This window comes from Sphingopyxis sp., from assembly GCF_016463645.1.
Classification (GTDB): Bacteria; Pseudomonadota; Alphaproteobacteria; order Sphingomonadales; family Sphingomonadaceae; genus Sphingopyxis.
This window is the reverse complement of record NZ_JAEMQX010000019.1, coordinates 12,002-25,683: the sequence shown is the minus strand read 5'-3', so window position 1 is coordinate 25,683 and position 13,682 is coordinate 12,002. Positions and strand designations below refer to the sequence as shown.

The window sequence follows — 13,682 nt, the reverse complement described above, 5'->3', positions numbered from 1 at the left end:
CATCTGCGAGCCGCGCCGTGCAAATGCGGCACCGCCGGGGACCACAAACGTCAAGCCCCGCAGCACGAAGCAGCGGGGCTTTTCTCGAGTCCGATCCCGATATCGGGGCTTGCAAGGGCTCATCATTCTGTTCGGCAACGACGAAGGCGACAGATGGAACGGCCCGCCGCCGTGGCCGGCTTTCCTAGAATTTGACGCTGAGCCCCGCGGTGACCCGGCGATCGGTAAGGCCCTGGAAGCAGAGCAGTGCCTTGTTGTTCACGCAATACTGGTTCTGGTCGCCGCGCAGCAGGTTGATGCCTTCGACGCCGACGTTGATATTTTCGGTGATATCATAGTTGATGCTGGCGTTGAGCTGGCCGCGGGCACCGTTGATCAGCGGCAGGCCGAAGAAGAAGGGATCGTTCGACACATAGCTCGAACGCCATGTGTAGCGCAGGCGCGCGTTCAGACCGTATTTGTCGTAGAACAGCGTCGTATTATAGGCATATTTCGACAGGTTGGTCAGCGATATCAGGTCCTGCGAGCCCGGGTGGCCGAGCTGGGTGAACACCGTCCGCGGCCCGTCGGCGGCGCGATACTCGCGCGCCGAACCACCGGCCTTCTGGTACGTGAAATTCCCGATGAAGCCGAAACCGGAGGCGAAGCCGAGCACATCCTCCCACGCCGAGAGGTCGTGCTGGAAGGCGACTTCGATACCCGTCTGCGTCGTCGTGCCCGGCACATTGAAGGTGGAGCTGCGCGGGACGCAGATGCCGACACCCTGGATCGGGTTGTTGATGTTGCGGTTGGCGATCGGGTTGTAGATGCCGCCGCCCGGGCAGGACGGATCGATCGAGATATTGAGATTGCCGTTCGCATCAAGGTTCGGCGCCGGATCTTCCTGCCGCTGCGCGAACAGGTTCGTGCGGCTTTTGTGGAAGAAGCCGATACTGATCAGGCTCGACGGTGCGAAATAATATTCGCCCGACAGGTCGAACGACCAGACCGCTTCGGGGACTAGGTCGGGATTGCCGACCGCGACCGGCGTGTTCGCGCCGGTGCCGAAGGAGAAGGAGGTCGACAGCGTGTCGAAGTTCGGCCGGCGGATGTCGCGGGCGATCCCCGCACGTACAAGAAATTTGTCGGCGGGTTCGAGGACAAGGTTGAAGCGCGGGAGCAGGAAGTTGTACGAACTCTTCGCAACCGTCTGCCCCGTGACCGAACCATTGGCGATATTGTTGCCCGTCGACGAGAGTTTGGTGTGCAGCCAGCGGAAACCAGCGTTGCCGCGCACCGGCATTCCCGCGATTTCGCCCTCCATATTGGCCTGGAAATAGGCCGCGTTCGTTGTTTCCCTGATTTTGAAGAAACCCGCGAAGGATTCGGTCGGGGTCGCGAGCGACGCGACTGCCGGGCCCTGCGTCCGGTTGGCATTGCTTTCGGCGATCGCGGCGTTGAGCGATTCGAGCACCTTGGCCGGGTCGCGGAAAGCCAACCCGCCATCGATCAGCAGGAAGTCAGGGAAATACAGCCGGCGTCCATCGGCCGCGTTGAAGTTGCCGGGGCCGGGTATCAAGATGTCCGAGAAAAGATCGCCCGATGGCCGGTTCCATGCGGTCGTCGTGTTGGTCAGGCTGACGTTGTTCGAAAATTCGTTGTTTTCGGCCGAGGTCCGGTTCCAGCGATAGCCGAAGTCGATCGAGGTCACGAACGGATTGAGGTCGGTCGTGTCGTAGGAGAAATCGAGGCGCGCCGCCCGCTCCTGATTGTCGGTCGAGTTGGCGCCCTGCGTCACCTGCTGCAGCTGGTAGTTGGCTGGGTCGAGCAGTTGCGCGGTCGTCGGCGCAAAGGGGCTCGCTTGATCGATGCCGAATTGCAGCGTACCGCCCCGCAGATCGAATTCGATCGGCACGCCATTGTCGATGCTGCGTCCGATTACCGGCTGCGGCCCGTTGGGGTTGATGAAATCAAGCGTCGTCGAGAAGTTCGGAAAGTCGGATTTCGAAGTCGACAGCGAGATTTCGGCGCGCATGTGCAGTTTATCCGTTACCTGCCAGTCGGTGCCCAGATCGAACACACGACTCTTGGTGACACGTGCGCCGGTGTCGCTCGATGTGCGGAGGTTCGGGTCGATCACGCTGCCCGTCGTGCCGCCGATCCCGATCGTGCCGGCGAGCGCGGCCTGAACACTGCCGAGGTCGATCGGGCCGTTCGGGCCGTCGAGCGTACCGAAATCGACCGTTTCGAAATCGGTATTATTCATCGCGTCGACGACCGAAGGTGTCGCGGTGCCCGAAATCTGGACGCGGTGGCTCTGCTGGCCGCGGCGCTGATTGTTCAGCGTCGCGTCGAAATAGAATTTGAGATCGTCGTTGGGTTTCCACTCGAGCGCGGCGGTACCGTTATACGTCTCATATTCGTAATTTTCGAGCCCCTGCTGGAGGAACTGGATACGCAGGAAGGGGAAGGCCTCGGCGCTCGGACCCGATCCGGGAAGGACCAGCGCGTCGCGGTCGACGCGCGGCTTGAACGACGCGACGTCCTGCTGCGCATAGCTGCCGCTCACGACGATGCCGATCTCGCCGATGCCGGTGTTCCAATTGTTGCCGAGCGTCGCCGACACACGCGGCAGCGTCGATTTCGACAGATCGCTGTTTTCCATCTGTACCCGCGCGGCGATCAGCGGGTCGCGAAGTTCGAGCGGGCGGATCGTGCGCAGGTTGATCGTACCGCCGACCGAGCCTTCGATCGTCTGCGCGGTCGGAACCTTGGTGACTTCGACCGAAGCGATCAGTGCTGCGGGAAGGTCTTCGAAGCTGATGCCCGAGCGCCCCGCACCCGATCCGATCGTCGACACGCCGTTGATTTCGGTGCGGTTGGCATCGGTGCCGCGGATCTGCACAGCATTGCCGACGCCGGCCTGGCGGGTGATCTGAACCCCTGTGACATTTTCGAGCACTTCGGCGAGATTCTGGTCGGGCAGCTTGCCGATATCCTCGGCCTGGATGACCTCGACGATATTGTCGGAGGTGCGCTTTTCGCCCAGCGCGTTGGCGAGGGAGCTGCGGATGCCGGTGACGACGATCGCGTCATCGCCCGCCTCTTCGGCCGCAGTCGTATCCTGCGTTGCCGTTTCCTGCGCGAGGGCAGGAACGGCCAGCAGCGCCATCGCCGTCGTGCCCAACAGCGCTGCCGCAAAATTGAAGTTGCCGCGCGAACCGCGCACGAGGCTGCCCCGAATCATCCCACTCTCCCTCATTGGCTTTGTTTGGAGAGAGGCTCGCTTTGTCAGACCAATATGTCAACCTATATTCTATACCGAAAACCGGTTGATATTGTCCTACCTCTTGTATAGTCCAATGGCCAAGAATCACAAAAAGGGTGAGGCGCGGTGCAGATAAGGGCGATTCTAACACTAGTGATGCTGGCCTCGACCGCGCATCCGGCGCTGGCGCGCGACCTGCTTGTGACCGATCAGGCGCAATATAAGGCCGCGGTGAAAAAGGCGCAGCCGGGCGACACGATCATCCTCGCCGACGGCGAATGGCGCGATTTCCAGATCGTCTTCACCGGCAACGGCACCGCCACCAAACCGATCGCGCTGACCGCGCAAACCAGGGGCAAGGTGCTGCTCACCGGCCAGTCGAACCTGCGCATCGGCGGAAAGCATCTTCTCGTTTCGGGTCTCGTCTTCAAAAATGGCGCGAGCCCGACAGGCGAGGTCATCAGCTTTCGCCGCGATTCGAAAACGCTCGCTTCCGACAGCCGCGTCACCGAGGCCGTCATCGACGGTTTCAGCAAGGCCGACCGCCGCGCCGAGGATATCTGGGTTGCGCTCTACGGCACCGGTAACCGCGTCGATCATTCGCATTTCGAGGGCAAGACCAACGCGGGCGTGACGCTCGCGGTGATCCGCCGCGCGGGCGACCCGCTCGATAATCGCCACCGCATCGATCACAATTATTTCGGCCCGCGTCCGCCGCTTGGCTCGAACGGCGGCGAGACGATCCGCATCGGCACCAGCGAGGAATCGCTGTCCGACAGCCACACGGTCGTCGAACGCAACATCTTCGACCGCACGAGCGGCGAGGTTGAGATCGTCTCGGTCAAGTCGGGCGGCAATATCATCCGCGAAAATCTGGTGCTCGAAGCGCAGGGCGCCTTCGTGCTCCGCCACGGCAACGGCAACCTCGTCGAGCGCAACATCTTCTTCGGCAAGGGCGTGCCCGACACCGGCGGCGTGCGTATCATCAACCGCGACCAGATCGTGCGCGACAATTATTTCGAAGGGCTCGCGGGCAGCTCGTTCAAGAGCGCGATCACCGTGATGAACGGCGTGCCGAATTCGGTGATCAACCGCTATCATCAGGTCGCGAATGCGCGGATCGAGGGCAACAGCCTCATCGACGTCGCGCGCATCACGCTCGCGGCGGGCGCCGACGCCGAACGCTCGGCGCCACCCGTGGACAGCCGGTTCGATCGCAATCTGATCGTCGGCGCGAAGGGCGAGGACCCGTTCCGCGCCGAAGGCGAGATCAGCGGCATCGCCTTCGCGGGCAATGTCGAGGCGAAGGTCGCAAAACCGCTTCTCGGCGCGGGCGTCGAGCAGCGCGAGGTCAAGCTTGAACGCGCCGCCAACGGCCTCCTCTATCCCACCGACCCCGCGCTCGCCGCCGTCGGCGCGCCGCGCGACCTCAAACCCGTCACGCGCGAAGAGGTCGGCGCCAACTGGTATCGCGGCGATGCTCCGGAGGCGGCGTTCGGCGCCGGCGTCACACGGCCAATCGCGGCGAATGCTTCGCTGTCAGAGGCTGTCGCCGATGCGAAGGCCGGCGACACGCTGGCGCTCGCCACCGGCACCTATGACATCGCCGCGCCGCTGACGGTGCGCCACCGGCTGATCATCGCGGGCGCGAAAGATGCGAAGCCCGTGCTGCGCGTCGCGTCGAGCCTCGCACGGATCGAGGGCGGCGGCGGGCTGCGGCTCGAAAATCTGTCGGTGGACGCAAGCGCATCGCCCGGCGACGGCGCGCTGATCGCGGTCGCTCCGGGCGTCGCGCCCAATTACAGCATCGCGCTCAAGGGCCTGTCGGTGCGCGGTCCGGGCAAGGGCCGTCTCGACGGCATCGCGATGGCGCCGGGCACCTTCGCCGACGATGTCACGATCACCAACAGCGATTTTTCCGCAATGGGCGTCGTCGTCGCCGCGACCGGCGAGCAGGAGCCGAAGGGCTGGTATCCGATGGAGCGGCTGACGATCAGCGGCAGCCGCTTCGCCGGCGTCGCGATGGTCGCCGACCTGTTGCGCAAGGGCACCGACGAAAGCACGTTCGGCCCCTGGTTCGCGATGACCGGCTCGAGCGTCGCCAATAGCGGTGCGGACGGCGCGTCGCTGCGCATATCGGGCGCCCAGCATACCGAAATCGCGCAGAACAGCTTCGCCAAATCGGACGGCATCGTCGTCATCCATTCGGTCGGCGCGCCCGAAACGCGCATCGCGTCGAACGCCTTCGCCGCGACCCCCGCGCCGCGCATCGAGGAACTCGCATGGAAAGGCCCGCCGCGCGGGCAGGTCACCGGCAATATCGTCGAGGCGCACCCGTGACCCGCACGCTTGCGCTCCTGCTCGCCGCCGCGACGCTGCCGGTCATCCCGGCCGCGGCGCAGGCCCCGCCCGCCGCTTCGGCGCAGGCCTTCGCGCCTCTCTTCGCCGCCGAAATCGAGCGCGCGCGGCGCGACGTCGATGCGTCGATCAAGGCTGGCATCAACGTGCCCGTCCCCAAGGATCCCGGCGGCGGCTTCACCCACGAACAGCACAAGCGCAATTACCGCATCATCTTCGAAGGCGGCCAGCTCTTCCGCCTGACCGGCGAAGCGCGCTACCGCGACCATGTCCGCGACCTTTTGCTGGCCTATGCCGATCTCTATCCGGGGCTCGGGCCGCACCCCGCAAAGGCCAACCAGAACGCGGGTCGCCTGTTCTGGCAGAGCCTCAACGACAGCGTTTTCCTCGTCAACGCGTTGCAGGGCTATGCCGAAATCCGCGATGCGCTCTCCGCTGCCGACCGCAAGCGGATCGACGACAATGTGATCCGCCCGATGGCGCGCTTCCTGTCCGACGAGTCGCCCGAGGTGATCAACCGCATCCACAATCACGCGACCTGGGCGGCGGCGGGCGTCGGCCTGTCGGGCTATCTGCTCGGCGACCGCGACCTCGTCGACAAGGCGCTGCTCGGGCTCGACAAGAGCGGCAAGGCGGGCTTCCTGCGCCAGCTCGATCTGCTCTTTTCGCCCGACGGCTATTATGCCGAAGGGCCCTATTATCAACGTTATGCGCTGCAACCTTTCGTCGTCTTCGCGGCCGCGATCGCGGCGAACGATCCCGACCGAAAGATTTTCGAATATCGGGGCGGCATCGTGCTCAAGGCGATCCGCACCGCGATCGACCTGACCCACGACGGCACTTTCCTGCCGATCAACGACGCGATGCCCGACAAGAGCCTGCGCACCGAGGAACTCTATCACGCCGTCGCCATCGCCTATGGCGCGACCAAGGACCCGGCCTTCCTGTCGATCGCCAACTGGCAGGGGCGCACTGTGCTGACCCCGGCAGGGCAGGCGATGGCCGCCGATCTCGCGGCGGGCAAGGCGAAGCCCTGGCCGTTCGGCTCGCGGCTGCTGTCCGACGGCCCCGACGGCAAGGGCGGCGCGCTCGTGCTGCTGCGCACCAACACCGATCCCTCGGGCCCGCTGCTCGTCGCCAAGAACACCGTGCAGGGCATGGGGCACGGCCATTTCGACCGGCTCGGCTGGCTCTACTATGACGAGACCGGCGCGGTCGTGACCGACTATGGCGCCGCACGCTTCCTCAATGTCGAGGCGAAGCGCGGCGGGCGCTACCTCCCCGAAAACGACAGTTGGGCGAGCGCGACGATCGCGCACAACACGCTTGTCGTCGATGAGCAAAGCCACTTCGCAGGCGACTGGAAAGCAGGCGAAAAACAGGGAACGCGCCAGCTTGCCGCATCGCTCGAAGGGCCGACCCGCTATACGATCGCCGAGATCGACAGCGCCTACAAGGGCGTCGCAATCCGCCGCGCTTTGCTGCTGATCACGGTCGACGGCCTCGCCAATCCTCTGACGCTCGATATCCTCCACGGAACTGGCAGCGGCAGGCATGTCTATGACCTGCCGCTGCATTTTTCGGGGCATATCATCGACAGCGACGTCGCGTTCGACCGCAATCTCGCCGAGCGCCCTGTGCTGGGGAAGGCGAACGGCTACCAGCATCTGTGGGTCGACGGGATCGGGACCAAGGCCGGCAAGGCGCGGCTGACGTGGATGCAGGGCAGCCGCTTCTATAGCTACCATATGTTGCCGCCCGCGGGCGCGCGCTTCATCCTCGCCGAAAGCGGCGCGAACGATCCCGAGTTCAACCTGCGCCGCGAGCCCGCGCTGATCCAGCGCGTCGACGGCGCCGCGGACGCGACCTTCGTCAGCCTGCTCGAACCGCATGGTGCCTATGACGCCGCGGCCGAAACCGTCGTTGCGAGCAGCGCGCGCGTCGCGGCGCTCGAGCATCGCAAGGAAAAGGGCGCCGATCTCGTCCTCGTCACCCTCGTCGACGGCCGCCGCATCGCCATCGCCGTCGCAGAGGATACGGCCGCCGATGCGAAGCACAGCCTCGCCATCGACGGCCAAACCCTCGCCTGGACCGGCCCCGTCGGCCGCCTCGATCTCGCCAGAACCGGAGCGAAGAAATGAGCAATATCAAGGGTCGCTTCCGCTGGTGCGTCATCGGATTGATCGCGCTCGCCACCGTCATCAATTATATCGACCGCAACGCGCTCGCCGTCATGTGGCCCGAGGTGTCGAAGGAAATCGGCGCTTCGAAGGAAGATTATGCGCTGCTGGTGACGATCTTCATGATCTTCTACGCCTTCGGCCAGTCGCTCTTCGGGCGCATCTTCGACGCGATCGGCACACGGATGGGCTTTACCCTCTCGATCGTCGTCTGGTCGCTGTCGATCGCGGCGCACGCGCTGGTGCGCTCGATGCCGCTGCTCGTCTTCCTGCGCGCGACGCTCGGGATCAGCGAGGCGGGCAACTGGCCCGGCGCGGCCAAGGCGAACGCGCTCTGGTTCCCCTCGCGCGAACGCGCGCTGGCGCAGGGCATCTTCAACGCCGGCGCCTCCTTGGGCGGCATCATCTCGGCGCCGCTGATTGCCTTGCTCTTCGTCCAGTTCGGCTGGCACGGCACCTTCCTCCTCATCGGCGTGCTCGGCTTCATCTGGCTCGTGCCCTGGCTCTGGTTCTACAAGGCCGACCCCGACAAGCATCCGGGGATCAGCGAGGAAGAACGCGCCTATATCCTGACCGGCCGCACCGAGGCGGGACAGGGCGACGACCGCCGCGTGCCCCTGGGCGAACTGCTCCGCTATCGCCAAAGCTGGGGCGTCATCCTGTCGCGCTTCTTCCTCGATCCCGTCTGGTGGCTCTTCGTGTCGTGGCTGCCGATCTATCTCGCCGAAACCTTCGGCTTCGACGTCAAGCAGATCGGCCTCTTCGCTTGGGTGCCCTTTGTCGGCGCGATGCTCGGCAGCCTGTTCGGCGGCTGGTTCGCGGGACGGATCATCACCGGCGGCGGCAGCGTCCACAAGGCGCGCACGCTCAGCATCGCGATCGGCTGTGCGATCATGCTGCCCGCGCTGCTCTTCACCATCGGCGCGAGCGATCCGCTGACCGCGGTGCTGCTCATCGCGTGCATCCTCTTCGGCTTCCAGATGGCGATCGGCAACATCCAGACGCTGCCGAGCGACTATTTCGGCGGCGGCGCGGTCGGCAGCCTCGCGGGGATCAGCGGCACCGCCGCGGTCGCGGGCACGCTGATCACCACCTGGCTCGTCCCCATACTCACCAAGACGAGCTACGCGCCGATCTTCGCGCTCTCGGCGGCGATCGTCCCGATTTCATTCCTGTGTTTCTGGCTGGTCGGCGGTCGCGTTGAACCGGTCGCCACCCAACCCACCCACGATCAAGAATAAGGAAATGCACCACATGACTCTCCAGGGCAAAACCGCGCTCGTCACCGGCGGCGGCCGCGACATCGGCCGCTCGGTCTCGATCGCGCTCGCGCGCGCCGGCGTCCGCGTCGCGATCAACTACAACAGCGGCCGCGAAGCCGCCGAGGACACGCTGAAGACGATCAAGGACGCGGGCGGCGACGCCTTCCTCGTTCAGGCCGACGTCACCGACAGCAACGCCGTCCGCGCGATGCTCGACGAGGTCGGCGTCGCGTTCAGCGGCCGGCTCGACATCCTCGTCAACCTCGCGGGCGGCATGGTCGCGCGCAAGACGCTGAGCGAGATGGACGAGGAGTTCTTCGACCATGTCATGACGCTCAACCTCAAATCGGCCTTCCTCGTCCTCCAGGCGTCGCAGCCCTTCCTCGGCGAAGGTTCGGCGGTGGTGAACGTCTCGTCGCTCGCCGGCCGCGACGGCGGCGGCCCCGGCGCTTCGGTCTATGCGACCGCGAAGGGCGCGCTGATGACCTATACCCGCTCGATGGCCAAGGAACTCGGGCCGCAGGGCATCCGCGTCAATGCGGTCTGCCCCGGCCTGATCGGCACCAGCTTCCACGACATTTTCTCGAAACCCGAAGGGCGCGCCGCGACCGCCGGCAACACCCCGCTGCGCCGCGAAGGTCACCCCGACGAGGTCGCTGACACGATCGTCTATCTCGCTTCGCCGGCGGCGAGCTTCCTCGCGGGCGTCTGTCTGGACATCAACGGCGGACTGGGCTTCTCCTGATGCGCCGGCTCGTCGCCATGACCGTCTGCGCGCTGCTCGCAAGCGGGGCGCAGGCCCAGACCCGCGAGCGGACTGATGCGCCGCCGCTCGAGCCGTACAAGATCATCCTTGTCGGCGATTCGACAATGGCGCCGCACAGCGGCTGGGGCGGGGCGTTCTGCGCGCATCACGTCAAGTCGTCGGTCGCGTGCCTCAATGCGGGGCGCGGCGGGCGCAGCACGCGAAGCTATCGGCAGGAGGGTGGCTGGGACATCGCGCTCGCCGAAGCGAAGGTGCCCGGATATCGCGGTACTTGGGTGCTGATCCAGTTCGCGCATAACGACCAGTCATCGAAGTCCGAACGCTGGACCGACGAGACGACCGAATTTCCCGCCAATCTCCGTCGCTTCGTCGAGGAGGTGAGGGCCGCGGGTGCGACGCCCGTCCTCGTTACCCCGCTGACACGCCGCGAGTTCAGAGGCGGCAAGCTCCGGAACACGCTCGTGAGCTGGTCAGACGGGGTGCGCGGTGTTGCGAAGGCGATGGACGTGCCGCTGGTCGATTTGAACGCACTCAGTGCCGCGCAGGCACAGGAAATGGGCGCCGAGATGTCGACCAAGCTCGCGCAGGTTCCGCCAACCGACGAGGAACTCGCAGCGGCAAAGGCGGGCACGACGCTGACCGCGCGTCCGGCGCCGCCCGAACCCGCGCCGATCGCGGGCGACGGCGCACGCGGACAGGTGACACGCAAGTTCGATTATACGCATCTCGGCGACGTTGGTGCCGAGGTTACCGCCAAGCTGGTGACGCAGGCGCTTGCGCGCGCCGTACCGGGGCTTCGGAGTCAGCTCGTGCGCTGACAAAAAGTGTATGGCAAATTGGTTAGTCCAATTTGCCATACACCATTGTTGACAAATTGGCTGCCATGTTCGACATGTTGGTCAGAACAGAATCAGTTTCAGGGAGAGACGACGTGAATTCTCGCAATCCGATCCGCGCGCGCAACTTGCGCGCCGCGCTGCTGGCTGGTGCCGGTTCGACGCTGCTGGTCGCGGCCGGGCCCGCCATGGCGCAGGATGCGCCTGCGCCACAGGCCGAGAATGAGGAGGATGCGATCGTCGTCACCGGCATCCGGGAGACGATCCAGAATTCGATCAACACGAAGCGCGAGGAAACAGCGATCGTCGACGCGCTGTCGGCCGATGACATCGGCGACCTGCCCGCGCTCTCGGTCGGGCAGGCAATCCAGACGATCACCGGCGCGACGACCCACCGCGAAAAGGGCGATGCCTCCGAAATCGCACTGCGGGGGCTCGGCCCCTTCCTCTCGAACGCGACCTTCAACGGCCGCGACGCGACGAACGGCAGCGGCGACCGCTCGGTGAACTTCAATCAGTTCCCGTCCGAACTCGTCAACAATATCAAGATCTACAAAACGCAGCAGGCGGACCTCGTCGAAGGCGGCGTCGCGGGCACGATCGAGATCGGGACGCTACGTCCGCTCGACTTCGGCAAGCGCCGCCTGCAGGGCGAGGTCAAGGCGCAATATAATCCCTATGGCGACCGCATCGTCGGATCGGGCGGCATCGGTTGGCGCGGGACGCTGAGCTACGTCGACCAGTTCGCGAATGACACGATCGGCATCGCGGTCGGCGTCCAGCGCAACGACACCAACAATCCCGAGGAAACCTACGCCGCCTCGACAACCTGGACCGCGTGCCAGGCCTCGCCCGTCGTCGCGAACAACAATTGCAACGAATATACGCGCGATGAATATGGACAGAACCTGCCCTTCTATCTCGTCCCCAACGCCTATACCTTCCGCCAGATCAGCGAGACCGACAAGCGCGACGCGATCTTCGGTTCGGTCCAGTGGCGGCCGTCGGACCAGTTCAACATCAATCTCGACGTCCAATATTCGGACCGCACCTTCGTCGAGAGCCGCCGCGATCTGAATATCTCCGAAGCGCGACGCAGTCTGACCGACGTCGTCTACGACGAAAATGGCATCATCCAGAGCCTGCGCGGGCAGAGCGCGCTCGAATCGAACGGATCCGAACTGTCGCGCTCGGAGGAATATCTGGGCGGCGGCCTCTCTGTCGAATGGCAGCCGAACGACCGCCTGACACTGACCGTCGATGGCAGCTATTCACGCACCATCCGCGTCGAGGACGAACGCAACGTCCGCCTGCGCACGGATCAGCGAGACCTCAATGGCAACCTCAACTTCTTCGCCGGTCCCCAGAACAATAACATCCGTGTTCCCTATACTTACGAGATCACGCCGGGCAGCTTCGTACCCACGATCACGATCGATCCGCGCTTCGACCTCAACAATCACGATCTCTTCTGGGACGACGCACGCTTCCGCCGCGACCAGAGCCGCCGGCGCAACGAGATCGTCGCCGGCCGCTTCGACGCGGGCTACGAGATGGATGGTTTCCTCAGCAAGCTATCGGCTGGCGTTCGTTGGTCGGAAATGACCTACCGCGACTATGACGTGCGCAACGAGGACTTCGACCTGACCTCCGATATCGACGAAGAGCGCCGGATCAACAATCTGTGTCGTAACCGGGCTTTCCCGCAGACCGGGTTCCTGTCGGCCGCCGACGGCAACACGATCAACAGCTGGGCGACCTTCGACGTCGACTGCCTGTTCCGCGAATATACAGGGAGCGAGGACCCGGGCGCGCTCAACGACAAGCGCTCGCCGGCAAACCGCAACGTCACCGAACGCACGCTCGCGGGCTATATCATGGCCGATTACGACGCCGACCTCGGCAACATGCCGGTCCGTGGCAACATCGGCGTGCGCGTCGTCAAGACCGACGTCACCTCGAACGGCCTGCGCAGCGACCTCGTCATCATCGACAATGGCGACGGCACCATCCGTCTCGACACCACCGACGATTTCGAAACGGTGACGATCAAGAGCAGCAGCACGCGCATCTTGCCCAGCGTCAACGCGATCTTCGAGGTGGCGCCGGATACGCTGCTGCGCGTCGCGGGTTATCGCGCCATGTCGCGCCCCGCACCCAGCGCGCTTGGCGCCGGACGCACCTTCACGATCGACGGCGACGACTTCACCTCGGTCGAGGAAGCGATCGGCAATGTTCGCGCCAACGGCAGCCCGAGGCTGAAACCGCTGATGTCGTGGAACGCCGACGTTGCGATCGAATGGTATCCCAACAAAGACAGCCTCCTGTCGGCGACGCTCTATTACAAACAGTTCAGCGGCGGATTCCAGCCGGTTGTGTTCGACGAGGAGTTCGTCATCGACGGACAGGCGGTGACCGTGCCCGTCATCCAGACGCGGAACAGCCCCGACAAGTCGCGCATCTATGGCCTCGAACTGACCGCGGCGACACGTTTCAGCTTCCTGCCGAAACCGCTCGACGGGTTGGGCGCAAAGGTCAGCTACAACTACGCCGATTCCAATTTCAAGAATCAGGACGTCAACCTCGGCGATCAATATGATCCCGAAACCGATACGGTGTCGTCCGGCATCATCCCCGCCGCGGGTCTCTCGGGCTATTCGAAGCATGTGCTGTCGGCGCAGGCCTATTACGAGCTTGGCCCGGTGTCGCTGCAAGCGATCTACAACTACCGCTCGAAATATTATCAGGACTTCGTTGGCGGCAACAGCCAGCTGCGTTATGTCGGCCCCAGCGAAACCGTCGATTTCCGCGCTTCGCTCGACCTGATGAAAGGCGTGTCGCTCCGCTTCGAAGCGCTCAACATCTTCAACGAACCGAAGGCTACCTATATGCCGGTCTATGGCAGTAGCCGGCAGTATCATTATTATGGTGCGAAATATTTCGTCGGTATCCGGGCGCGAATCTAGAATTAACTTCGGTCATGGGCTTCAAACTTGTCCTACCGGATTGTATGGACTTCCTGACACCTGTGTG

The 13,682-nt window shown here is 64.3% G+C and carries 7 protein-coding genes; 6 read left to right on the top strand and 1 reads right to left on the bottom strand.

Features of this window, described 5'->3' with window-relative positions; all coding sequences use genetic code 11:
* Window positions 1-184: 184 nt before the first annotated feature.
* Window positions 185-3,226, bottom strand: a complete 3,042-nt coding sequence (locus JHC57_RS06660; protein ID WP_294029223.1) for a TonB-dependent receptor — start codon at window positions 3,224-3,226, stop codon at window positions 185-187.
* A 177-nt stretch (window positions 3,227-3,403) separates the two neighbouring features.
* Here JHC57_RS06660 and JHC57_RS06655 point away from each other — a divergent pair, with 177 nt between their 5' ends.
* From JHC57_RS06655 to JHC57_RS06630, 6 genes are all read left to right on the top strand, one after another.
* Window positions 3,404-5,587, top strand: a complete 2,184-nt coding sequence (locus JHC57_RS06655; RefSeq protein ID WP_294029236.1) for a chondroitinase-B domain-containing protein — start codon at window positions 3,404-3,406, stop codon at window positions 5,585-5,587.
* Window positions 5,584-7,746 (top strand): heparinase II/III family protein, encoded by a 2,163-nt coding sequence (locus JHC57_RS06650; protein ID WP_294029222.1) that lies wholly within the window; start codon window positions 5,584-5,586, stop codon window positions 7,744-7,746. Before JHC57_RS06655 ends, JHC57_RS06650 begins: the two co-directional genes overlap by 4 nt.
* Window positions 7,743-9,026 (top strand): MFS transporter, encoded by a 1,284-nt coding sequence (locus tag JHC57_RS06645; RefSeq protein WP_294029221.1) that lies wholly within the window; start codon window positions 7,743-7,745, stop codon window positions 9,024-9,026. The genes JHC57_RS06650 and JHC57_RS06645 overlap by 4 nt, the downstream gene beginning before the upstream one ends.
* A 13-nt stretch (window positions 9,027-9,039) precedes the next feature.
* A complete protein-coding gene (locus JHC57_RS06640) occupies window positions 9,040-9,792 on the top strand; it encodes an SDR family oxidoreductase (protein ID WP_294029220.1) in 753 nt (250 codons plus the stop codon).
* Window positions 9,792-10,631 carry a rhamnogalacturonan acetylesterase gene (locus JHC57_RS06635; protein WP_294029219.1) on the top strand — a complete coding sequence of 280 codons (840 nt, stop codon included), beginning with the start codon at window positions 9,792-9,794 and terminating at the stop codon, window positions 10,629-10,631. Before JHC57_RS06640 ends, JHC57_RS06635 begins: the two co-directional genes overlap by 1 nt.
* Window positions 10,632-10,744: 113 nt before the next feature.
* Window positions 10,745-13,615 (top strand): TonB-dependent receptor, encoded by a 2,871-nt coding sequence (locus tag JHC57_RS06630; protein WP_294029218.1) that lies wholly within the window; start codon window positions 10,745-10,747, stop codon window positions 13,613-13,615.
* The last annotated feature ends 67 nt before the right edge of the window (window positions 13,616-13,682 follow it).